This window comes from Larkinella terrae (assembly GCF_009668025.1).
GTDB classification, from domain to species: Bacteria; Bacteroidota; Bacteroidia; order Cytophagales; family Spirosomataceae; genus Larkinella; species Larkinella terrae.
In genome coordinates this window covers 1-24,616 of record NZ_WJXZ01000012.1, presented here as the reverse complement: position 1 = coordinate 24,616, position 24,616 = coordinate 1, and the positions used below count along the sequence as shown (strand labels likewise).

The 24,616-nt window shown below is 53.0% G+C and carries 17 protein-coding genes; 13 read left to right on the top strand and 4 right to left on the bottom strand.

The window, feature by feature from the left end; all coding sequences use genetic code 11:
• Positions 1-13: 13 nt before the first annotated feature.
• Complete coding sequence (locus GJJ30_RS18560) at positions 14-1,441, bottom strand: phytoene desaturase family protein (protein ID WP_310588330.1); 1,428 nt, start codon at positions 1,439-1,441, stop codon at positions 14-16.
• Between the two features lie 478 nt (positions 1,442-1,919).
• On the opposite strand from GJJ30_RS18560, the gene GJJ30_RS18555 reads away from it, so the two are divergent.
• The 10 genes from GJJ30_RS18555 to GJJ30_RS18510 all read left to right on the top strand — a co-directional run bounded on the left by GJJ30_RS18555 (position 1,920) and on the right by GJJ30_RS18510 (position 15,571).
• A complete protein-coding gene (locus tag GJJ30_RS18555) occupies positions 1,920-5,003 on the top strand; it encodes a SusC/RagA family TonB-linked outer membrane protein (RefSeq protein ID WP_154176683.1) in 3,084 nt (1,027 codons plus the stop codon).
• Between the two features lie 141 nt (positions 5,004-5,144).
• Complete coding sequence (locus GJJ30_RS18550; protein ID WP_154176682.1) at positions 5,145-6,566, top strand: RagB/SusD family nutrient uptake outer membrane protein; 1,422 nt, start codon at positions 5,145-5,147, stop codon at positions 6,564-6,566.
• Positions 6,567-7,002: 436 nt separating this feature from the next.
• Positions 7,003-8,550 (top strand): sulfatase, encoded by a 1,548-nt coding sequence (locus GJJ30_RS18545; RefSeq protein WP_154176681.1) that lies wholly within the window; start codon positions 7,003-7,005, stop codon positions 8,548-8,550.
• A gap of 146 nt (positions 8,551-8,696) precedes the next feature.
• Entirely contained in the window at positions 8,697-10,259 is a 1,563-nt protein-coding gene (locus tag GJJ30_RS18540) for a sulfatase family protein (RefSeq protein WP_154176680.1), read from the top strand.
• The gene (locus GJJ30_RS18535) at positions 10,225-11,397 is read left to right on the top strand and encodes a formylglycine-generating enzyme family protein (RefSeq protein ID WP_438821606.1); all 1,173 of its coding nucleotides are present in this window, start codon (positions 10,225-10,227) and stop codon (positions 11,395-11,397) included. Before GJJ30_RS18540 ends, GJJ30_RS18535 begins: the two co-directional genes overlap by 35 nt.
• A 201-nt stretch (positions 11,398-11,598) precedes the next feature.
• On the top strand, positions 11,599-12,480 hold the full coding sequence (locus GJJ30_RS18530) for a sulfite exporter TauE/SafE family protein (RefSeq protein WP_154176679.1): 882 nt from the start codon (positions 11,599-11,601) through the stop codon (positions 12,478-12,480).
• Positions 12,481-12,523: 43 nt separating this feature from the next.
• Entirely contained in the window at positions 12,524-13,762 is a 1,239-nt protein-coding gene (locus tag GJJ30_RS18525) for a peroxiredoxin family protein (protein WP_154176678.1), read from the top strand.
• Between the two features lie 31 nt (positions 13,763-13,793).
• Positions 13,794-14,063, top strand: a complete 270-nt coding sequence (locus GJJ30_RS18520; protein WP_154176677.1) for a hypothetical protein — start codon at positions 13,794-13,796, stop codon at positions 14,061-14,063.
• Positions 14,064-14,090: 27 nt separating this feature from the next.
• Positions 14,091-14,954 (top strand): chromate resistance protein ChrB domain-containing protein, encoded by an 864-nt coding sequence (locus GJJ30_RS18515; protein ID WP_154176676.1) that lies wholly within the window; start codon positions 14,091-14,093, stop codon positions 14,952-14,954.
• Between the two features lie 107 nt (positions 14,955-15,061).
• A complete protein-coding gene (locus tag GJJ30_RS18510) occupies positions 15,062-15,571 on the top strand; it encodes a hypothetical protein (RefSeq protein ID WP_154176675.1) in 510 nt (169 codons plus the stop codon).
• A 48-nt stretch (positions 15,572-15,619) separates the two neighbouring features.
• On the opposite strand, the gene GJJ30_RS18505 is transcribed toward GJJ30_RS18510, so the two are convergent.
• Positions 15,620-15,949 (bottom strand): ArsR/SmtB family transcription factor, encoded by a 330-nt coding sequence (locus GJJ30_RS18505; protein WP_154176674.1) that lies wholly within the window; start codon positions 15,947-15,949, stop codon positions 15,620-15,622.
• Positions 15,950-16,150: 201 nt separating this feature from the next.
• On the opposite strand from GJJ30_RS18505, the gene GJJ30_RS18500 reads away from it, so the two are divergent.
• The 3 genes from GJJ30_RS18500 to GJJ30_RS18490 all read left to right on the top strand — a co-directional run bounded on the left by GJJ30_RS18500 (position 16,151) and on the right by GJJ30_RS18490 (position 21,918).
• Positions 16,151-17,242 (top strand): efflux RND transporter periplasmic adaptor subunit, encoded by a 1,092-nt coding sequence (locus tag GJJ30_RS18500; RefSeq protein WP_154176673.1) that lies wholly within the window; start codon positions 16,151-16,153, stop codon positions 17,240-17,242.
• A 155-nt stretch (positions 17,243-17,397) separates the two neighbouring features.
• A complete protein-coding gene (locus GJJ30_RS18495) occupies positions 17,398-20,466 on the top strand; it encodes an efflux RND transporter permease subunit (protein WP_154176672.1) in 3,069 nt (1,022 codons plus the stop codon).
• A 114-nt stretch (positions 20,467-20,580) separates the two neighbouring features.
• Positions 20,581-21,918, top strand: a complete 1,338-nt coding sequence (locus GJJ30_RS18490; protein ID WP_154176671.1) for a TolC family protein — start codon at positions 20,581-20,583, stop codon at positions 21,916-21,918.
• A gap of 83 nt (positions 21,919-22,001) precedes the next feature.
• Here GJJ30_RS18490 and GJJ30_RS18485 read toward each other — a convergent pair whose 3' ends face one another.
• Entirely contained in the window at positions 22,002-22,757 is a 756-nt protein-coding gene (locus GJJ30_RS18485; protein WP_229313236.1) for a LytR/AlgR family response regulator transcription factor, read from the bottom strand.
• The gene (locus GJJ30_RS18480) at positions 22,748-24,373 is read right to left on the bottom strand and encodes a sensor histidine kinase (protein WP_154176670.1); all 1,626 of its coding nucleotides are present in this window, start codon (positions 24,371-24,373) and stop codon (positions 22,748-22,750) included. The genes GJJ30_RS18485 and GJJ30_RS18480 overlap by 10 nt, the downstream gene beginning before the upstream one ends.
• Positions 24,374-24,616 lie beyond the last annotated feature (243 nt).

Sequence of the window (24,616 nt, the reverse complement as noted above, 5' to 3'; positions counted from 1 at the left end):
TTCGTGCGTTGAATCACCGGCCAAAAACATCTTTCAAAGCGCGTTGGGCGGCATGAAAACCGCACATGCCGTGAACACCGCCCCCCGGTGGTGTCGACGATGAGCAGATGTATAGCCCTTTAGCGGAAGTCCGGTAGGGCGACCAGCGCAGGGCGGGCCGCGTAAAAAGCTGGCCGATGTCGATGATACCGCCGTTGATATCTCCGCCGATGTAGTTGGGGTTATGCTCCTGAATCTGAGCGGTATTCATCGTGTGTCGGGCCAGAATCCGATCGCGAAAACCGGGAGCAAACCGCTCAATCTGTTGCTCGATGGCGGCTGTTCGGTCGACCGTCGAACCGTTCGGAACGTGGCAATACGCCCAGGCCGTGTGTTTGCCCGCCGGTGCCCGCGACGAATCGAACAGACTTTGTTGCGCCAGCAGAACATACGGTTTTTCGGGATGGCGACCGTTGGTGGCCTGTCGTTCCGAATCAGCGATTTCTTCCAGCGTGTTTCCGAGGTGAACCGTTCCCGCCCGGCGACATCCTTCGGCGGTAAACGGAATCGGGCCGTCCAGCGCCCAATCCACTTTGAAAACGCCCATACCGTAGCGGTACCGGTTCAGTTGCCACTGATAAATCGATGAAAACCGGTGTCCGGCAATTTGCAAAAGCTGTCGGGGAGTAATGTCAAACAAAACCACCCGGGAAGAAGGAAGCTGGGCGAGGTCTGAAACGTAAAAACCGGTTTCTATTTTACCCCCCAGCGACCGGAAGTACGACGCTAACGCACTGGCAATCTGGTAAGAACCACCTTTGGGCAACGGCCAGCCGCGGACGTGAGCCGCCGTCATCAGCACAACGGCAATGGCCGAGGTCGCGAAATTGGTCAGCGGCTGGATCGAATGGGCCGCCATGCCTGCCAGCAACCCTTTGGCCTGTTTGGTCTGAAACCTGTGCGCGAGCCAGGTCGACGGGGGCAGGGCTTTAAGCCCGAAAAGGGCAAAATCGATTGGATGGCTCGGAAAGGTCAGCGGACCTAAAACGTCGGCGTCGATGCGGGGCCACTGATCAATTAACGGTTTGAAAAGGTTCAGATACGCTTTTTCATCCGCACCCAGCGAATGAGCGGTTTCCGCCACCGACCGGGTTAGCAGTGCCGCCGTACCGTCGTCGAACGGATGGCCAGCGGCAACGGGCGGTTCAATGTATTCCAGACCGTGAGCGCTGAGTGGCAACGTCCGGAAAAACGGCGAATTGACCGCCAGAGGATGAATAGCCGAACAGGTGTCGTGCATAAAACCGGGCAAGGTCAACTCCGCTGAACGCAAACCGCCCCCAATCTCCGTCTTCCCTTCCAGCACCAACACCGAAAGCCCGGCCCGTTGCAGGGTGATGGCGGCTGCCAGTCCATTGGGACCGGAGCCAACGACAATAGCGTCAAATTCAGTTCTATTCACGGTAAAATAATAGTTCGCGGACGTTCCTGTCTGCGATATAACTTTATTCTGGCTACTTCGGCTGCACTTTTTAAGTTCATTGTACTTTATTGTCTTTCTGTTTAACTTTTTAATGCTTTGTCACTATTATTTTGATTTATGCCCAAATTAACCATTCCTTTGTTACTCCACTTAATTGCTGGAATAAGAAGATTTAAATTCTGTTTCTTTACTGGAATGGATGTCATGAAAAATTCTACCTACTTACGTATGCTTTCTCTACGGGCCGTTGGGTCTGTAATTCCTGATTTGCCGTCTCTTCCAGCAGCAACTTCTGCCTGCTGTTGTTGCGGTTCGTAAGCTACCTCATTTGCTCCATTTTTTATAGAATGCCGTCTCTCTTCCCCTGGACCGGAGAGTAAACCTCTATTGTGTTTACTAATCTTGTTAATCTGTGGATTAAATATGAGTTTAAATCAAAACTAACTTATTTTCTGCTATGAAAATTTTATACCAAATTGACTACGAGCGGATTACGCTTAAGTTTCTGTTGCCGGTTTTTCTGCTTCTAACCAGTTTAGGAACGCATGCCCAGCAAACGATCCGGGGGAAAGTGACTTCGGAAGACGAGCGTTCCGGCATACCGGGCATCAATGTCCTCATTAAAAATACCACGCAGGGAACCGTGACCGACAGCGACGGAAATTACCAGCTTCAGGCCGGGAGCGAGGCCGTTCTGGTGTTTTCAGGAGTCGGATTCCTGCGTCAAGAAGTACCGGTGAACAGCAAAACCCAGCTCAATATTAAGTTACTGGTGGACACGCGGCAGTTGAACGAGGTCGTGGTGGTCGGTTACGGAACCCAGAAAAAAAGTGACCTGACCGGTGCCGTCAGCTCGCTCGATGCGAAGGAGTTCAACAAAGGCGTGCAAACCTCGGTCGATCAGTTGATTGCGGGCCGGGCAGCCGGGGTTCAGGTCACGCAGGCCAGCGCCGAACCGGGCGGGGGCGTCACGATCCGCATTCGGGGTGCTAACTCCATCAACGCCAACAACGAACCGCTGTACGTGATCGACGGTTTGCCGATCGACAATTCGCCGGTGGTGCCCAACTCGCCGGTCATTACCGACGGCGCCGTTCGCAATCCGCTGAACGCGCTAAATCCGGCAGATATTGAAAGCATCGAAATCCTGAAAGATGCCTCAGCGACAGCGATTTACGGGTCACGCGGGGCCAACGGCGTCATTCTGGTGACCACGAAAAAAGGCTCGAAAGGGAAACTGAAAGTCAACTACAACGGCAGCACCTCGTTTCAGGAAGTGACCAAAACCATCCCGATGCTGAACGCCCAGCAGTACATCGGTTTGCTGAACGATCTGAAAAAAGACCAGGGGCTGGCACCGGAGTTTACCTCGGAGCAAATTGCCGCCATTGGTGACGGAACCAACTGGCAGAAGGAAATTTACCGATCCGGTTATACCCGCAACCACCAACTGGCATTTTCGGGCGGGCAGGACAAGTTCAACTACTACGCGTCGGTGAATTTTTACGACCAGAAAGGCGTCATTATCAGTTCCGGCATCAAAAAATACATCGGTCGGGCGAACCTGATCTACAACGACGACAAATTCAAATTTGGCCTGAACCTGAATACCAGTCTGGTAAAAGACGATTTTGTGCCGAACGGCGTCAGCATCAACGAAAGCGCCGGGGTGGTCAATACCGCCATTTTTCAGGACCCGACGCTGCCCATTCGGGACGCTAACGGCAATTACGCCCAGACGCTCATCGTGAACCTCGAAAATCCGGTGGCGCTGGCCAACGAAGTAACCGATGTGGCCCAGACCAACCGCACGTTCGGCAACCTCTTCGCCGAATACTTCATTTTGCCGGAATTATCGGTGAAAATCAACGCCGGAACCGACCGTCAGAGCGCACGTCGCGACAGTTACATTTCGCGCCAGACCCGGCGCGGACAGGCCACGAACGGAATTGCCGACGTCCAGGTGAGCAACGCCAGCAACTACCTGGTCGAACTGACGGCGCGTTACAGCAAAACCTTCAACGAAAACCATAAACTGGAAGTACTCGGCGGTTATACCTATCAGGAGTTTCAGAACGACTACGTGGGCGCGGGTTCGCAGAATTTCTCGTCGGATGCCTTGTCCGTCAATAATTTAGCGGCTGGTGCCCGCTCGACCTTCGATGTGGGTTCGGGCCGCAACCAGAACCAGTTGCAATCGTATCTGGGCCGGGTCAATTACAACCTGCTCGATAAATATTTGCTGACGGCTTCGTTCCGGGCCGACGGTTCGTCGCGGTTTGGGCAGAACAACAAGTTTGGCTTTTTCCCCTCGGTCGCGCTTGGCTGGCGGGTTAAGGAAGAAAATTTCCTGAAAAGTGTGGCGGTTTTGTCGGACCTGAAACTGCGTGGCAGCTACGGTTTGACCGGGAATCAGGACATCGGAAGTTACAAATCGCTGGTGTTGCTGGGGCCGCAGGGGAATGCCATTTTCGACGGCGTTTCGTACGTCGGTGTGTCGACCACGCAGTTGCCGAACCCCGATCTGAAGTGGGAAACCACCGCGCAACTGGATCTAGGACTGGATTTTGGTTTATTCGGAAACCGCCTGACCGGCTCGATCGACTATTTTCACAAAAATACCCAGGATTTATTGCTCCAGCTTCCGATTCCGCGCACTTCCGGTTTTTCGACAACCTTTAAAAACGTAGGCGGCATGAAAAATCAGGGGCTGGAAATTACGCTGAATACCGTCAACATTCAGAAACCGTTGACCTGGCGGTCGTCGGTCAATTTCTCGCTGATTCGCAACGAAGTGACCGATCTGGCTGGGCTGCCGTACATTTTGCAGGGCGAAGCCGGTTTTTCGAAGGACTTCAGCATCATTCAGAAAGGCCAACCGCTGAACTCGTTTTTCGGGTATGTGATCGACGGCGTGTATCAACTGGGCGACAACATCAAATCGTCTCCGCAGCCGCTGGCGAACCCCGGCGAATACCGTTACCGCGACGTCAACGGCGACGGCCAGATCACAACCGCCGACCGCACCATTCTGGGTTCGCCGTTCCCGAATTATACGTTCGGGATCAACAACGACTTTGCCTATGGTCCGCTGACGCTTTCGTTCTTTTTGCAGGGTGTGCAGGGCAGCAGCGTTTTCAACCTGAACCGCACGGAATCCGAAAATCCGATTTCGTTCCGGCGCAACCGTCTGGCGGAGTCGTACACCGACCGCTGGACGCCCACGAATCCGACCAACGCCAACTCCTCCGGAATTGCCCCCAAAGTGGCCTACGCGACCAACATCAACAGCCGGGCCGTCGAAGATGCCTCGTTTATCCGACTGAAAAACATTCAGTTAGCGTATAACGTGCCGCTGGAAAAGCTGAAGTTTATCCGTAGTGCCCAGGTGTACGTTACCGGCCAGAACCTGTTTACGATCACGAACTACACCGGTTCTGATCCCGAAGTGAGCGCGTTTGGCACGTCCAACGTTCGGGCGGATTACAACGCGTACCCGCTGACGCGGACGTATACGGTGGGACTAAATCTGACTTTTTAATCGACGGGTTGCCCCTAAATCCCGAGACGTCGGCCCGGCCTAAAGGGGACTTTTGAATCCTGGTGTTTTAAGTCCCTTTTAGGCCGGGCCGACGTCTCGGGATTTAGGGGCAAATCCGACAAAACGAACGATCGAATCAACATGAAAAAGATATTCTATTTAGCAATCATTGGCCTATTGACGGGCTGCGCCAATCCGCTCGAAGAAGAAGTGTATTCCGCTTTCGGGCCTAACAATTTTTTCCAGAAAGCCGACGACGCCGAAGGTTTGCTCAATTCGGCCTATTCGGTGGAACAACGCCGGGGTTTTCGGAATTACCTGTTGATGGCCGAGGTCAATACCGATCTGCTGATCGACCGGGAAGGCGGTTTGCGAAGCCTGGCCCAGCCGCTGGAAGACTTTACCTGGAACGCGTCGCACGAGTTTTTCGAAACCGCCTGGACCACGCATTACCGGACAATCTACCGGACGAATCTGATTCTGGATCAGACGCCAGCCATTTCAATGAACGAAACCCGGAAGGCCCAAATTCTGGCCGAAGCCCGGTTTTTGCGGGCCAGCGCCTACCAGACCTTGTACGACCTTTTCGGCCCGGTTCCGCTGATTACGAGCAGCACCACCAGCAGCGACGACCGGCCCAGCCGCCCAACAAGGGAAGAATTTATTGCCTTCGTGGAAACGGAATTCAAAGCCGTGGCCGACGTCCTGCCGACGGTTGCCACCCAATACGGCCGGGCAACCAAGGGTGCCGCCTTATCGTTGCTGACCCGGTTTTACCTGAACAATAAAAAATGGAAGGAAACTGCCGAAACCGCCCAGAAAGTGGTCGATCTGGGGGTATATAAACTGTTCAGCGGAGCCAACCGGACCGATTTGTTCGACATTGCCAACGAGAAAAATACCGAGTTCATTTACATCCGGCCGAGCCTAGCTCAACCCGGTCTGGGCGACAACTACCTGCCCCACGCAGCTCCCCCGAATTACAAATTCAAAACCGCTCCGAAAACCAATTATGCCACGCAGTTGAAAACCTTGTCCGGTTTTTATAATACCTTCGATCCGGCGGATCAACGGCGGCAGGCCATCATCACGGAATACGAGGATATCAACGGGAAAATCATCAAGCTCGGCACCGACGATGTGCGGAGTTTCAAGTTCAAAGAAGATCTGAGCGCGACCGGCGAGGTAATGGGCAACGATTTTCCGGTGTATCGCTACGCGGACATCCTGCTGACCCGCGCCGAAGCGTTGAACGAACTGAACGGCCCGACGCAGGAAGCTATCGACCTGATCAATCAGGTGCGGTCGCGGGCGGGCGTGACGGCTTTGAAAACCGGCGATTTTGCATCCAAAGATGCCTTGCGGGCGCACTTGCTGAAAGAACGCGGCTGGGAATTTTTCTCGGAAGAACTTCGTCGGCAGGACCTGATCCGGCACGGCAAATTCATCGAATATGCCAAAGCGCGGGGCAAAGTTGCTTTTGATTACCAGGTATTGTTTCCGTTGCCGCAAAGCGAAATCGACCGCAATCCGAGTCTGAAGCAGAACGACGGGTATAAATAAAGCCATAAAAACGACCTAAAAGTCCGGAGGACTTCACTATGGATAACCCCGGGTGCAACCCGGGGCAGTAGTGTGGCCGACGGGCAGTAGTGTGGCCGACGGGCAGTAGTGTGGCCGACGGGCAGTAGTGTGGCCGACGGGCAGTAGTGTGGCCGACGGGCAGTAGTGTGGCCGACGGGCAGTAGTGTGGCCGACGGAGAGTAGTGTGGCCGAGCAGTAGTGTGGCCGACGGGGAGTAGTGTGGCCGACGGGCAGTAGAAGCCAGGTAATCCGTATCGATATAAGTCAATCCCGCCGGGTTGGTATCAGATGGATCCGTTGCTGCCCCGGATTGCATCCGGGGTTATCCAACGTTCAGCCCTTCGGGCTGGCCTGGCGGACGGGCTGTAAAAGGTGGTTGTAAAATTCTATGTGGTGGTATAAATTCTATCAGAGTATGTACAAGTTTTCTTTGAGAATCCAGATGCTGATGGGCTTTCTATGGGCTGCAATCAGTAGTTCGGTTGCCCAAAAACCGGCCCCGCCGAACATCGTGGTGTTTCTGGTGGACGACATGGGCTGGCAGGATACGTCGGTGCCGTTCTGGAAACAGGTGACGGACCTGAACCGGCGGTATCGGACGCCCAACATGGAACGCCTGGCGAAGGAAGGGCTGAAATTTACGAATGCCTACGCGATGCCGGTTTGTACGCCCACCCGCACGAGCTTGCTGAGCGGAGTGAATGCCGCCCACAGCCGGATTACGCACTGGACTTCACCGAACAAGAATAAAAACACGGATTTTGCGGACACCACGATGAACTCCGTGGACTGGAACATCAACGGCCTGAGTCCGGTCGCGGGAATCGAGCACACGTTTCACGCAACGCCCCTGCCGACGCTGCTGAGCCAGAGCGGTTATTACACGATTCATACCGGGAAAGCGCATTTCGGTTCGGCGGGAACTCCGGGCTCGGACCCCAAAAATCTGGGTTTTCGGGTGAATATCGCGGGCAATGAAATCGGGCATCCGGGCAGCTATCTGGGCACCGAAAATTACGACCATCCAACGAACGGCAAACCGGGTCGCAATGCGGTTCCGGGGCTGGAAGCCTACCATGGCAAGGACGTTTTTCTGAGCGAAGCCCTGACGCTGGAAGCCATCAAAGCGCTGGACGTGCCGGTTCAGAAAAAGCAGCCGTTCTTTTTGTATTTCGGTCACTACGCCGTCCACACGCCGATTATGGCCGACAAGCGGTTTTTGGATAAATACCTGAAAGCCGGTCTGGACAGCATCGAAGCAAAATACGCGTCGCTCGTGGAAGGCATGGACAAAAGCCTGGGCGATCTGCTCAACTACCTGGACGACCGCCAGATCGCGAACAATACCGTGGTCATTTTTATGTCGGACAACGGCGGGCTGAGCACCAAACCGCAGCGGGGTGGTCCCGAACACACGCACAACCTGCCGCTGCGGGCGGGCAAAGGTTCGGTCTACGAGGGTGGCATTCGGGAGCCAATGCTGGTGCGCTGGCCGGGCGTGGTCACACCGGGCGGAGTGACGGATCAATACCTGATTGTGGAAGACTTTTTTCCAACCATTCTGGAGCTGGCCGGGGTAAAAAAAACGTCTACCGTTCAGACCATCGACGGAAAATCGTTCGTACCGCTGCTGAAAAATCCGGGCTTGACCGACAACGCGCGAACGCTCGTCTGGCACCACCCGAATCGCTGGATTGCGGCCGAAGGGCCGCGGCTGCACTGGGCGAGCGCCATCCGGCAGGGCGACTGGAAACTCATCTACGATCACCGAACTTCGGAACTGGAACTTTACAACCTGAAGGATGATATTGGCGAACAAAAAAACCGGGCTCCTGAGCAGCCGGACAAAGTAAAACAGCTAGCTTCGCTGCTTACTAAGCAATTGAAGGTCTGGAATGCGCAGATGCCGACGTTCAAAAAAACCGGTAAACCGGTAGCCTGGCCGGACGAAGCATTGCAATAAACGGTTTTCGGTATCTGGTACCACGGACTGGCAGTCCGTGTGAGTTTATTTTACCTAATGGGCGGAATTATCTCACACGGACTGGCAGTCCGTGGTACCAGATACCGAAAACCGCTCAATTAACGATCAATCAACGAGTAATTGACATGAATATACGCCTTGGAATTTGCATATTAGGCCTCTTCTCGGCCCTGGCAGCTTTGATTGTCGTTCCGGGTTATGCTCCGAAAGAAACCGAAGTTCAGCAGGCCAACCGGCCCAACATTATCTTTATTTTCTCCGACGACCACGCTTATCAGGCCATCAGCGCGTACGGCAGCAAGCTGACCAAAACGCCGAACATCGACCGGATTGCGCGGGAGGGAGCCATTCTGCACAACAACGTCGTCACCAATTCGATTTGCGGACCCAGCCGGGCGACTTTGCTGACCGGTAAATTCAGCCACCTGAACGGTTACAAAGCCAACGAGGGCAAGTTTGCCGTCAATCAGTCGGTTTTCCCGGAAGAATTGAAAAAGAATGGTTACCAAACCGCCTGGGTTGGTAAAATGCACCTCGGTACGCTGCCGAACGGCTTTGATTACCTGAACGTCTTGCCGGGTCAAGGGCATTATTACAGTCCGGATTTTATCAATTCCAAACGCGATACGGTTCGGTATCCAGGTTATGTGTCCAACGTGATTACGAAACTTTCGCTGGATTGGCTCAATCAGCGGGACAAGTCAAAACCGTTCTTTATGGTGGTGGGCCACAAAGCCACGCACCGCGAATGGCTACCCGATTTGCGCGATCTGGGCGCGTACGACAAGGTGAATTTTCCGCTCCCTGCAACATTTTACGACAACTACGAAGGTCGGGAAGCCGCCAAAGATCAGGACATGACCATCGATAAAACGATGCGCCTGAAAGAGGATTTGAAAGTACACGCCGATTACGTCAAAAATGCGGTTTATAAACGCTTTTCGCCCGAAGAGAAAAAAGTGTTTTATGAGTATTACGAGAACAAAATCAGCAAGGAATTTGATGAGAAAAAGCTGACGGGTAAAGCGCTGGTCGAGTGGAAATACCAGCGGTATTTAAAGGACTATTTAGCCACGGCGAACGCGCTGGACCGCAACATTGGCGAACTGCTTAATTACCTGGATAAATCCGGTCTGGCGAAAAATACGGTGGTCGTTTATGCGTCCGATCAGGGTTTTTATCTGGGCGAACACGGCTGGTTTGATAAGCGGTTTATTTACGAACAATCGCTGAAAACGCCGTTTGTGATTCGGTATCCGGGTGTAATTAAACCGGGAACGCAGATTAATGAGCTGATTTCCAATATCGACTGGGCGCCGACTTTGCTGAACCTGACCGGGACCGCCATTCCGAAAGACATTCAGGGCGAATCGTTTCTGCCGCTGCTGACGGGTAAAAAAGTGCCCTGGCGCCAGGAAGCGTATTATCATTATTACGAATATCCGGTGCCGCACCACGTTTATCCGCACTTCGGATTGCGCGGTGGTCAATATAAACTAGTGCGGTTTTATGGTCCAAAAGATTTTTGGGAGCTGTATGATCTGAAAAAAGATCCGCAGGAACTTCACAACATTTACGGCGTTAAAGGATATGAAGCGGTGACCGCCGATCTGAAAACGAAACTCAAAGACCAAATTCGGAAGTACAAGGACGATGAAGCACTCAAAATTGTGGAAAGCGGGCAGTAAGTGGTTCGCCCCCAACCCCCTAAAGGGGACTTTACTGAGTCGTAAAAAGTCTCCTTTAGGGGGTTGGGGGCAATTGATGGTAGTAGTAATTACCTTTTTGGCGATCAGCTGCAATTCCGAAACGAAATCGACCAGCGAGCAAACCGCCGAAACCGATAGCGGGGCGCATTGCGTCGCGAAAGGCATGCCGTCGCGCTCGGGGGCTATCCGGCAGGCGGCACTGGTAACGGCTTCGGGTGAAACCGGCACGGAGGATATGGTGTTGATTCCGGGCGGTACGTTTCAGATGGGTTCCGATGAATTTCCCGATTCCCGCCCGCTGCATACCGTCAAAGTCGACGGTTTCTGGATGGACAAACACGAGGTGACGAATGCCGAATTCGCCCGGTTTGTGGAAGCTACCAAGTATGTAACCGTGGCCGAACGGCCCTTGAATCCGAAAGATTACCCGGGCGTTCCGGCGGATAAACTGGTGCCGGGCTCGGCGGTTTTTACGCCCCCCAATCAGCAGATTTCACTGGAAAACCCGCTGGCCTGGTGGCAGTATGTCGCCGGAGCGAGCTGGAAACACCCGGCGGGTCCGCAAAGCACCATTCAGGGGCATGAAAATGAGCCGGTTGTGCACGTCTCGTATGAAGATGCCGCAGCCTATGCCAAGTGGGCCGGAAAACGCCTGCCGACCGAAGCCGAATGGGAATTTGCCGCGCAGGGCGGCAAAGGCAACCGGAAATACTACTGGGGTGAAGAACTGAAACCGGGTGGCAAGTGGATTGCCAACATTTATCAGGGCAATTTCCCGAACCAAAACGCAAAGGAAGACGGTTTTGCGGGAATTGCGCCGGTTCGCTCGTTTCCCGCCAATCCGTACGGTTTATACGACATGGACGGCAACGTCTGGGAATGGTGCCAGGATCTGTATCGCCCTGATTACTACCGGAATAGCCCGAAAGAAAACCCCAAAGGCCCGACCGACAGCTACGACCCGGACGAACCCGGTGCGGTGAAATACGTGCAGCGGGGCGGTTCGTTTCTGTGCAGCGACCAGTATTGCATCCGGTACAAAGCAGGGAGTCGCGGCAAGGGCGAAGTCAGTAGCGGGAGTGATAACCTGGGTTTTCGGTGTGTCAGAAATCAATAAGGAATGGAGTTCGGCTTCGATATAATGCTATTTTGATTATTTGTAGGCTTTTTTCGAGAATTCCGAAAAAAGACAACCGCCTTATTTGTAAATAGATTTTTTTAACGGACGTTTGTAGAATCAAGCCAGAGAAGCACCTCTGGCTCTGTTTTTCAGATAATTATCTATTTAATACATAGGATATATATTTTAATTCAGATTATGATTGATACTCAAACCCAAAGTCGGCCCCAGCTTGCCAATCCCCGGCTCTTGATTTTAGGCATTGCCCTGCTCGTTCTGCTTATTGGCGCAGCCGCCTGGGAATTTCTCGACATTCGCGTGCAACCGGTTGTCGATGAACTACTTACACCGACTTTCTGGCTGTTTGTAGCGGCCGGTTTTCTGGCCCAAACCATCGACGGCGCGTTGGGAATGGCGTACGGCATTAGTTCCACGTCGTTGTTGCTGAGCATGGGCGTGAGTCCGGCTGCGGCCAGTGCCAGCGTGCACATTGCGGAAGTCTTTACAACGGGCGCGTCCGGTTTATCGCACTGGAAATTCGGGAACGTCAATAAAAAGCTCTTCAAAATACTGGTTCTTCCGGGCGTTGCCGGGGCCATCATCGGCGCTTATATCCTGAGTTCGTTCGACGGCAACGCGATTAAACCGTACATCTCGTTCTACCTGGTTTTCATGGGATTAGTCATCATCCGGAAAGCATTGATGAAAAAGAAAGCCAAACAGAAAACGCGTTACGTCGGACCGCTGGCGTTGCTGGGCGGTTTTATCGACGCCGTTGGCGGGGGTGGCTGGGGCCCGGTGGTTACCTCTTCGCTGATCGGGCAGGGGCGCAATCCGCGCTATACGATCGGTTCGGTGAATCTGGCGGAGTTTTTTATCGCTGCCGCCGGAGCCGGAACCTTCATCCTGATGATTGGAACGGGCGACTGGCCGGTTACGGCGGGCCTGCTGCTCGGCGGGGTGCTGGCGTCGCCGTTCGCGGCTTTTGTCTGTGGAAAAATCAATCCGAAAGTTCTGATGATTATCGTCGGATTCGTGATTATCGGACTAAGCCTGCGCAACATCTGGGGCTTGTTCTAAGCAACTGATTCATTCACCAAACTATAAAAATAACCTGAACAAGATGAAACGTATTGCCATTTTCACCCTGACCGGTTTGCTGCTGGCGGGCTTCAGCGCCCAGTCACAAACAAAGCCTAAAGACGGTTTCTGGCGGGGCACGTTTGCCGTCGCCAATGGCCAGGAAGCACCGTTCAACTTTGAACTAAAAGGGCCGACGGCCTGGCTGCTGAACGGTTCGGAGCGGTTTGAGCTGAAAGGCGTTACCCAGAAAGGCGATTCCCTTTTTATTCCGGTTGATATTTACGATGCCCTGCTGTCCGCTGGAATTGAGCCGAACCAAACCCTGTCGGGTGTCTTTAAGCGTCTGAATACCAAAGTTGTAGATCCAGGTATTCCGTTTCGGGCCGAATTCGGGAAGCGGTATCGTTTTGTTGAAAAACCCGCTGCGGCCGCCGTCAGTCTGAAAGGGAAATGGGACGTTACGATCGGAAAAGACAACAAAACGGTGGGTGTATTCGAGCAGATCGGCAATAAAGTAACGGGTACGTTCCTGACCACAACCGGCGACTTTCGGTACTACGAAGGGACCGTTCAGGGCAACGAATTTGCCTTGTCGGCTTTCAGCGGTTCCAGCCCTTCGCTCATCAAGGGAACGGTGAACGGCAACGAGCTGACCGCCGAATTGATCAACGCCCGCAATGCACAACCGGTGCAGGGAACCCGCAACGCCCAGGCGGCATTACCAGACGCCTACACACTGACAAAAATCAAAGAAGGCGTTCCATTCGATTTTACGTTTCCGGATGCGTTTACCGGAAAACCGGTTTCACTGAAAGACCCAAAATACAGGGGTAAAGTGGTGATTGTAACCATTCTGGGCAGCTGGTGCCCGAATTGCGTTGACGAAACCGCCTTTCTGGCGCCCTGGTATCAGGCCAATCGGCAGCGGGGCGTCGAAATTATCGGGCTTGCCTTTGAACGCAAAGACGACCCGGTTTTTGCCAAAACCCGTTTGCAAACGCTGAAAAACCGCTTTGGCGTGGACTATGACATTCTGTTTGCGGGACTGGCCGATAAAAAACTAGCCTCGGCCGCCTTGCCCGCTTTGAGTGAAGTGCTCTCCTTTCCGACTACCATCTACATCAATCGCCAGGGCGAAGTCTCCAAAATACATACCGGCTATACCGGCCCGGCAACCGGCGCGTATTACGAAGAATTTGTGAAGGAATTCAACGCCGATCTTGATCAGTTGCTGAAATCTGGCCCGGCAAAAGCGTCAATTAAATCCGTGGAGAAATAAGTGACTTCACCACTACTGGCTGTGGTTTTTCATGAAAAGTGAACAGGAGAAAAAAGGATTGACGTACTTCCGAAATCTTTCCTTTCAAGACCAATTGAATGTCGTCTGGCAGACCGGTATCCTGCTGGACACAAAGCGGTTGCCCGGTTTTTGGCTTCATCTGTACGCCGTCAATTCCTTCTTCGTCGAAATGTGGGTTTGTCAGCGTCGGCTGGATGTGACGCTGGTACGCGGTTTTTCGGATACGGACGAATTGAAACCGTATACGGATCGGATTTCGCTGGATTCGATTCTGGACTGATGGCTTTCAATCCCGTATCTTCAGGCTATGAAATGGATTACCCGCGAGCGTCCTAAGATTGACCGAATTGCCTGCCCCTGGCTGATTAAGCGATTTATTGACCGCGATGCCGAAATTATTTTTGTGCCTGATTCTCAGGTGAAAGTGCAGGCAGAAGTGCTACAGGCAATTCCGTTTGACGTTCCTGGCGTCGAATTTACCCATTATGAAAACCGGTGTACATTCGACTACTTTCTCGAAAAGTACGAGCTGAAAGACCCGGCGCTGCACATCATGGCGCCGATTATTCGGGGCGCCGACACCGACGATCATTCCGTGGCTAGTCAGTCGGCGGGTTTGTGGGCCATTTCGGCGGGCATGGCTTTCATGATCCGCGACGACCACGAATTGGTGGAAAAAGGAATGCTGATCTATGATTCGCTCTATAGCTGGGCGAAGTATCTGCCGCAGGCCAAGCACGTGCAAAGTCCGGTGGAAAACCTGCTTCTACAGATTCATCGAACGTATTTATCCCAGAAAGGCAGAAAGAAAGCCAAAGCGCCGATCTGGACAATTGAACTGCGGGATCTCATTCAGAATCACGTCGATACGAACCTGAACCTGAGTCTGAAAACCGTCTCGGAAGATCTGAACATCAATCCGACCTATTTGTCGCGGGAGTTTTCCCGGTATTTTGATGATCTCTCCTTCGGCGAATACATCCGAAAGGCCCGGATCGAGAAGGCGATTCAATTGCTCGAATCTTCCCAAAATACACTGTCGGAAATTGCGTACCTGACCGGTTTTTCGGATCAGAGTCACTTTACCCGGATTTTCCGGCAACATACGGGTAAAAAACCGTCGGAATTCCGAAAAAATCTGGCAAAACGTAAAGCCGATTCCAAAGGATAATTCTGTTCTATTTTGCGAACTCCGGGCTTCATAGCATTGCGGTGAGGATGGTTGCGCCAGCGACGAACATCCGATTAGTTCACCAAAATGTGTTGATTGTTGTGTTTATGTTCAGAAGAATGGCCCTGCTTGGGCTGGTATTGGCCGCTTTTTTAAAAACCGCATCCGCTCAGGAAACTCCTCCGGTTTATCCCCGTGTCGCCGGATACGTCGGCATTCTGCATCCGATTGTGACGTTCAGCAGCGAGGGAACCGTCACGAATTTTAAAAACTACTACATCGTAGGCTTACCGACCGGCATCAACATCTGGAAAAGCCCGAAAATTGGCTTTTCCGTCGAAGTTGTGCCGCTGGTCCAGGCCGAAAATGGAGCCAGCAAGGTGTCGAATCTGTTGTTTCACCCCGGTGTGCTGGTCAATCTCGGACACGGTTTTACGTTTGCGGGCCGGGCGGCTTTTGAAACGGCGGGCCGCTACGGTTTTACCCCCGTGTTGAACAAAATCGTCAAAAAGAACAGGAACAGCGGGTATTTTGTGGCCGTGCCGATTCCGGTGCGGTTTGGGAACGATCATCCCGCCAGTGTTACGCTGGGCTTTCAGTTCGGGCTGGCATTCTGATCGATCCGCCGAATTCGGCTTCGTTACTCCAATATTCCTGCAACTTCCTCAACTGTTCTCAATCACCGGGCTTTCGTTGGCGGCTTTCAAAACCGTCTGCAAAACGCCCGGAAATTTAACTTCCAGTTCCTCCAGCCGCAGCGATGTCAGACTTTGAGTTCCTTCCGTCCGCACGCGCACGATACCGGCTTCGCGCAGCACCCGCAAATGGTGCGACATGGTCGATTTGGCCACCGGCGTCGGAATGGCCCCGCAGGGACATTCGCGCAACTCCCGGGCTAAACACTGCACGTAATTCAGCCGAACCGGATCGCTGAGTGCGTGCAAAACCCCCGTCAGCGTAATCTGATCGGGGCTAGGATGCTGATATTGTTTCATTTCCGTTACTTCAAATGTCAGGGTGTAACCACTTTTTAGAATGAAGTAGTTACATCAATTGCCAATACAACGATTATTCTCCACAAAAAAATTCAATTATTTTTTTCTACCCAAGGAACCCAACAAAGGTATGTCTTGTTCGACAACCATAAAACATTTATGTTCGATAAGTATAGAACATTAAAACAATAGAAATAAATCATGGAATCTCAACAATCAAGCCGGGCAACCTCGTTAATGATCGGGATTTTCGTGCTGACGGTCGCGTTTTTCGTCTTCACGCCCAAACTATTTTCCAATAAAGCGGCTCCCGTTAAAAAACTAACCGCTGCGGCCGTCGCCGAAAACGATTCGCGCATTTTGGCGGATGCGTTTGTGGTGAAACCGGAAACGATTGCCGACGAGCTTCAAACCACCGGCACCATTGCCGCCAATCAGGAAGTGGATCTGGTGAGCGAAGTGGCCCGCAAACTGACCCGGATTTACGCTCGCGAAGGCAGCTACGTTACTCAGGGAACCTTGCTCTTTAAATTGGACGATGCCGATTTAGTGGCAAAAAAGAAAAAAATCGCCCTTCAGGAAAAACTGGCCAAACTGGATGAAAAGCGGTTTCGTGAACTGCTGGCGACCGAATCGGTCAACCAGCAGGAATACGACCAGATTGCGACCAACCTGAACGTGCTGCAGGCCGAACTGGCCATGGTGGACGTCGATCTGGGGAAAACCGAAATTCGCGCACCATTTTCCGGGAAACTGGGTCTGAACAAGGTCGATGTGGGTGCCTACGTGACGCCGTCAACGGTTTTAACTTCGCTAGATGATGTGAGCCAGGTGGAAGTGTCGTTCACGATTCCCGAAAAATACGCTTCGGCCGTTCGGATCGGGCAAATCATCCAGTTTACGACCGAAAACAGCAACCAGCCTTTCCGGGGAAAAGTGCTGGCTACGGAGCCCAAAACCGATCTGAACACGCGGAGTCTGCTCGTCAAAGCCATCAGTGAAAACCGCAGTGGGAAACTGATTCCGGGCTCGTCGGCCAAAATTGCGTTTACGCTCCGCACCACCAACGACGGCATTCTGATTCCAACGCAAGCCCTGATTCCGAACGCCAAAGGCTATTCGCTGTTTGCGCTCAAAAACGGAAAAGCGGAACAACGCGAACTGAAAACCGGCAGCCGCACCAAAGGCACCGTTCAGATTCTGAGCGGGTTATCGCAGGGCGATACGGTTTTGACCACCAACCTGTTGCGCCTGGAACCGGGCGTTGCCGTTAGAGCTGCGAGTGTCAATTGATGGAATACGTATACTGATTAGCGTTATAAATTCTGTAGTTAACTACCTTCTGCCTGTTTACCCCTAAATCCCCGGAAGGGGACTTGAAATCAACTTGATACGAGTTAAAAAGTCCCCTTCCGGGGATTTAGGGGCCAACGTATCTCAATACAACCATGAGTTTATCAGGAATTAGTATTCAGCGGCCCGTGCTGGCCGGTGTACTCTCCGTATTGATTATTCTGTTCGGAATTGTCGGGTTTTCGTACCTCGGCATCCGGGAATATCCGGTGACGGATTCGCCGATTGTCACCGTTACGACCACCTATCCGGGCGCGAGCCCCGACGTGATTGCCTACCAGATCACCAAACCGCTCGAAGAATCCATCGGCGAAGCGAACGGCATCCGCACCATTTCGTCGGTTTCGCGCGAAGCCGCCAGCGTCATTACCGTCGAGTTTAACCTCAATGCGGATCTGGAAGCGGCCGCCAACGACGTGCGCGACAAAGTCACCAAAGCCCGGCGGTTGCTGCCCGCCGACGTCGATCCACCGATTGTGGAAAAAGCCAATGCGGGTGATATTGTCATCTTCATGGCCATCGAAAGCAAAACCCGGAACATCCTGGAAGTGAGCAACATTGCCTCGACGGTGATCAAAGAACGGATGCAAACCATTCCGGGCGTGAAACGCGTCGGGATTGCCGGGGAGAAAAAATACGCCATGCGGCTGCGCATCGATCCGGCTAAACTGGCGGCTTACCAGCTAACTCCTTCGGACGTTGAACAGGCGCTGCGCAAGGAAAACGTCGATTTGCCCTCGGGCCGGGTCGAAGGAGACCAAAACGAACTGACCGTTCGGACGCTCGGCCGACTCACGCAGGAAACAGATTTCAACAACATGATCATCCGCCAGGAAGGCAACACCATCATCCGGTTTAAGGACATTGGGTACGCCGAACTGGGCGCCGAAAACGAGCGAACCGCCATTCTGAACAGCCTGAAAGGGAATTCGCCGGTCATTGGGGCGTTTGTGGAACCGCAGCGGGGTGCCAACGCCGTTGCCATCGCCGACGAGTTTTACCGGCGGCTGAAAGAACTGCGGAAAGAGATCCCATCGGACTACGAACTAACCATCGGAAAAGACTTCACGGAACCGATCCGGGCGTCGATTTCGGAAGTGGAAGAAACGTTGTTCATTGCGTTCGGACTGGTCATCCTGATTCTATTCATCTTCCTCCGCGACTGGCGTTCCACCATCATCCCGGTTGTTGCCATCCCGGTTTCCATTATTTCGGCTTTTTTCATTATGTACGCGGCCGGATATTCGATTAACATCCTGACGTTGTTAGCGTTAGTACTGGCGATAGGGCTGGTGGTCGATGACGCCATTGTGGTGCTGGAAAATATTTACGCCAAAGTCGAGGAAGGTATGAGCACGTTGCAGGCGGCTTTCAGAGGCTCGTCGGAAATCTATTTCGCCGTTATTTCAACCACGATTACGCTGGCTGCGGTTTTTCTCCCGATCCTGTTTTTGCCCGGCATTACCGGAAAACTCTTTCAGGAATTTGCCATCGTCGTCGCGGGTTCGGTGCTGGTGTCGGCCTTCGTCGCCCTGACGTTGTCACCGATGATGAGCGCCTACCTGCTGAAACGCCAGGAAAAACCGAACTGGCTGTACCGGAAAACCGAACCGTATTTTATCGGCCTGAACCAGGCGTACGAAAAATCGCTCGGCTGGTTTCTGCGGTATCGCTGGACGGCTTTCATCGCGCTGGCGGGCACCTTTGGCCTGATTTACGTCATTGGCAAACAACTCCCGTCGGAACTGGCCCCGCTGGAAGACCGCTCGCAGATCAGTCTGGCGGTTATTGCGCCCGAAGGCTCGTCGTACGAATACACCGAGAAATACATGAACGAGATTGCCAAATTTTCGGTCGATTCGACGCCCGGTTTGTTCCAGACGTATTCGATTCTGGCGCTGACGTTCGGACCACCCGCGCCGGTCAATATCGCGATTCAGAACACATTCTTGAAAAAAGCCGAGGAGCGGACCACCACACAGGCCGACGTTTTCCAGATTTACGCCCGCAACGCGCAGCAATTCCGGGGCGTGTTGGTTTTTCCGGTGCAGCCACCGACGATTGGGAGCCGGTTTGGACAGGCGCAACCCGTTCAGTATGTGTTGCAGGCCCAGAATCTGGCGACGCTGACGGATGTTCTGCCCAAATTCATGGCCGAGGCCCGAAAAAGTGAAGTCCTGCGGTTTGTCGATTCGGATTTGAAAGTGAATAAACCGGAACTCGTCCTGAAAATCGACCGCGATAAAGCCGCCGAACTGGGGATTTCCACCGTCGAAATCGCCCGGAGTCTGCAACTGGCGCTCAGCGGGCAACGCTACGGTTATTTCATTTACAACGACCGGCAATATGAAGTGATCGGGCAACTGCAACGGCAGGAACGTGACACGCCGTATGACCTGAAAGCCCTTTATGTTCGGACCCGAACCGGCGAGATGGTGTCGCTCGATAACCTGGTTTCGTTCAAGGAAAGCATCAGTCCGGCAGCTATTTACCGCTACGACCAATCGATTTCGGCCACGGTTTCGGGCGGTTTGGCACCCGGCAAAACCATCGGCGACGGCGTAGCCGAGATGAACCGGATTGCCCGGAAAGTGCTGCCGCCCAGCATCAAAACGTCATTGGCCGGTGAATCGCGCGATTTTTCGGAAAGCTCGTCGAGTTTGTTGTTTGCCTTTATTTTCGCGCTGGTGCTGATTTACCTCATTCTGGCGGCTCAGTTCGAAAGTCTGGTCGATCCGTTCATCATTCTGCTGACGGTGCCAATGGCGATGACCGGCGCACTGCTTAGTCTCTGGCTGTTCGGGCAAACGCTGAATATTTTCAGCCAGATCGGGATTATTACGCTGATCGGGTTGATCACCAAAAACGGGATTCTGATTGTCGAGTTTGCCAACCACGGCAAGGAGCAGGGCCTGAGTCCGCTGGAAGCCGCCAAAGCAGCCGCAGCCTCGCGTTTCCGCCCGATTCTGATGACGAGTTTGGCCATGATTTTCGGCGCTATTCCGATTGCGCTCACCGAAAACAGCCGTAACTCCCTCGGAACGGTGATCGTCGGCGGTTTGCTCTTCGCCGGTTTGCTGACGCTCTACGTCATTCCGGCCGTGTATTCGTATTTCTCCCGCGTTCCAAAACCGAAACAAGAAGAGGTGCTGGAACTGGTTTGAACCTCATTTATTATTCTCATTTGTCCCTAAATCCCCTGAAGGGGACTTGGACGCGCCTAATTCGAATTAATAAAGTCCCCTTTAGGGGATTTAGGGGTAAACAAAACAATTCTCATGAAACCGCTCATTTATAAAATAATCCTTCTTCTCTTTCTCCTGATCTCCGGAAAACCGGCTTTTGCGCAGGTTCAGCCGCTGACGATGGAGAACGCCGTGAAACTGGCGCTGGAGAAAAACCGGGACTTGCAGGTCGCGACGCTGGAAACCGCTAAATCGGTCCAGAAAGTCCGGGAAGCCCGGAGTTATGCCTTGCCGACGGTTTCGGCTTCGGCACAATATTTATATTTCCCGCTGAAACAAGTCTCCTTCCTGCCGGGTAGTTTTGTTGGTTTGGGTGAAAACGACCTGGCGACTTTCCGCGTGGGTGGTTCCAACGCGTTTCTGGGTGGGGTAGCGGTTTCGCAGCCGCTGTTTCAGGCCGGTATTGGTTCGGGTATTCGGGCCGCGCAGCTTTACGAAAAAGCGTCGGTGGAAGAACGGAACGAAGTGCGGGCCAACGTGGTCACCGACGTCAAAAAAGCGTATCTGGATGTGCTGATTACGCAGGAGCAACTCCGGTTGCAGGAGCAGAGTCTGGCGCGGAACGTGCAGGCGCTGAAAGATGCGCGATCGCTGCTGGCGCAGGGCCGGGCGTCGCGGGTCGATACCTTGCGGGCGTTTGTGTCGGTCGAAAACCTGCGTCCGACGATCAACCAACTGAACAACCAGGTGGAAATCACCAGGACGGTTTTGAAACGGACGATGGGGCTGGACGAGCAGGAAGCGATCGATTTGCAGGACTCGTTGCGGTATGACCAGAACGCCGTTCCTGCCCCGGAAACCGACGCATTTTTCGAAGCCGTTCAGAACCGCCCCGAGGTCCATCGGCTGGAGTTGACGGAAAAGCTGAACCGGGAGCAAATTACGCTGCAAACCGCCGAACGGGCGCCCAAGCTATCGGCCATTGGTTTGCTGCAATCGCAGGCGCAGGCCAATAATTTGCGGCTTGACAACTACAGTTGGCCGCTCAGTTCGTACATTGGCTTGCAACTGAACGTGCCGATTTTCAATGGGTTTCGTACGACTTCCCGAATTCAGCAGGCGGTTATTACGCGACAGCAAAGTGAAACGCAACTGACGAACCTGAAAGAAGTGGTGCGTGCGCAGGTGAAAATCAGCCTTTCCAGGCGGGACGAAGCCCGGCAGCGCATTGCCACCCAGCAGCAAACCGTCTCGGTCGCCGAACTCGGTTACCGCATCACCCGCGACCGCTGGAAGCAGGGCATCGCGTCGCGGCTGGACCTTTCCGACGCCGAGCTTTCGCTAACGCAGGCCAAATCCAATTATTTGCAGGCCATTTATGACTTCCTGACCGCTTCGGTCGAACTGGACAAAGTGCTGGGGCGAATTTGAAATTTAGACAAGAGAACTGAGACTTTTATTTAATTCAGTCTCAGTTCTCTTGTCTATCTTCATTGCGGGGGACGTGGGAGTTTTTACAAACGCAACGCCTTTTTAAGCTCTTCCTTCTTGGCCCGGGAAATGGGAACTTCAGAGCCATCTGTCAAGACCAGAAAGTCGCCGAATTCCTTTTTCCAGCTCTTGATGAAGTTTTTATTGACCAGATGGGATTGATGGCAGCGAATAAAACCGTAGCCCTTTAATAAATCGTCGTACCCAAAAATGGGTTTGCAAACCAGCAGGGTTTCGCCACCGGACAGGTGAAAAGTTGTATAGTTGTTTGACGATTCGCAGCGGATGATTTCGCTGGTTTTTACAAAACGGGTTTCCTTCGCCGTTGCCAGGGCAATGCGGGGTTCTTCCTGCTGCGGACCGGCTTTCAGCAGGTGCAGCAGGTTTTGCAAAAGCTGATTCTGTTCTTTTAACTGACGCTGTTGGTGGGCTCTTTCTACGGCCGCCTGTAATTCATCGATTGCAATGGGCTTCAGCAAATAATCAACCGCAGCAAAGCGCAGGGCCTGGATGGCATATTGGTCATACGCCGTTACAAAAATGACTTCAAAATTGTAGGCGGGGAGACTGCGCAACAGATCGAACCCATTTTGCTGGGGCATTTGAATGTCCAGAAAAACCAGATCGGGTTGATGAGCCTGCAACAGGTTTTTAGCCGTCCCGGCGTTCAGGGCCGTACCACAAATGTTCACCTGCGGACAGTACGCTTTCAGGAGCGCCTGCAGGTTCTCCAGATTCGGTTGCTCATCGTCAATCAGCAGTGCTTTCATCAAAACCATGACTCGAAAGTGAGCGAAACGTGCGTCCCCGCCGGGCTGGCATTCCGAATTGCCAACGTAAGTCGCCAATCGGAATGAAGTTTATTCAAAAGGTCGATCCGGTCGCGGGTGAGCCGCAATCCCAAACCGCTGGCTGATGGATCCTCCGTAAAACCGCTGCCGTTATCGGTTATGGTAACGATCAGAGCCTGGTTCGACCGCTTGAATTCAACGGCAATATCTCCCTTGTTCTGCAACGAAGCAACTCCGTGTTTGACCGCATTTTCAACCAGAGGCTGTAAAAGCAGCACCGGAATGTTCGTTTCGTAGACATTGATCGACGAATCGACCCGGATGGCATACTGAAAGCCGAACCGCAGTTGCTCCAGCTTCAGATAGGTGTCTAAGGTCTGAATTTCCTCGTGGAGTGACAATTCGTCCTTCTGACTGTGATGGAGCGACTCCCGCACGAGCCGGGCGAAGTCGGACAGATAGGTGTTGGCGCCTTTGCTATCGTCGGTGTTGATGAGACTCTGAATCGAGCTGAGGGCATTGAAGACAAAATGCGGATTTAGCTGGGCGTAAATCGCCTTTAATTCGAGCTGTAATTTGGCCCGGCCCGCTTGTTCCTGGCGGGTTTTCCGTCTTTGGCGAACAAACAGGAACAGAAAAAGGCAGAATCCCAGTAAAGCAGCGGCAAGCAGACCGGCCAGGAAGCGGAACCGGTTTGTTTGGTACCAGGCGGGTTCGATGTCAAAACGGTACTCAGTAACGTGCCCTGGCTGAGCAGAATACCGGATTCTGACTGTATACTGGCCGGGTGGAGAATCTTTGATCCAGACAAAGTTATTGTCATACTCATTGTTACGCCAGGGCGTGTAAACGCTGCCGTCCCGGACCAGTTCGTACTGAATCTGGTTTTTAATAAACCGCCCGTTTTCCAGTAAAAAGATCAGGTTGGTATTCGTAGAAGGGACGGTGAACACGGGCGAAAATCGACCGGGGGATTGTTGGCTGGGCAACCAGGGAAATTGCAGCTTTTGAAAGAATTCATCAATCGTTTCGGATGTATAGATGTTGGTTATGACCGGTTTGACCGACTCCCAGGCAATCAGCGAAGTGGCCACAATCTGATTACTTTCGGTGGTCCGTACGTCCATAATCAGCAGCTTTCCCAGACCGGTTCGGTAGCCGCCCAGGTAAGCCATCTTCGGCATGCCGGAGTCGTGGACCAGGCTTGAATCGGAAAATCGGTCGACAGCGTGCCAGGGCACCAAAACCCGGTTGCCGGGGTATTCGGTAACCCGAAACTGAAACCGCTGCGCATTTTGCGGGTTCACACCGTGCAGAAAAAACTGGGCGCGGGCGGTATCAAACGTAGTGCGGGCCAGGATTTCCCGGGGCCGGATCTGCCGAAAAGCCGGGTCCTTGTCAAGTGAATCAAAATGGGCGCTATTTTTCCGAATGTCCCAAAACGAATTATTCTCTTTCCGGATGGCCAGAATTAACCCCACTGCTGCAGGATTGTCGCCGACCTCACTCGGAAAGCTCTGCGAATAGTCGCCCCAGTTGATTTGCGCCTGCGCCGAAGCGAGGGTTAGCAACCCCGCCAGACTTATTAAGACTGTCTTTTTCATGTTGTCGGAATTATGGCAACAAATAACAGCCCTTTTTGAATGGGAATCCGGCGCAATGTGAATTTGGCCCGTCCGGGTGTGAATTCAGCCCAACAGCATTATACAGGCTTGTCTTTGCTCTTTTGTCTCATCTCTTGAAGCCTGTCTAAAAATGAAATTACAACTGTTCTCGGATCGCCCCCAACCCCCTAAAGGCCGGGCGGCCGGTGCCGGGCTTTGGCACAACGATTACAGCCCGGCACC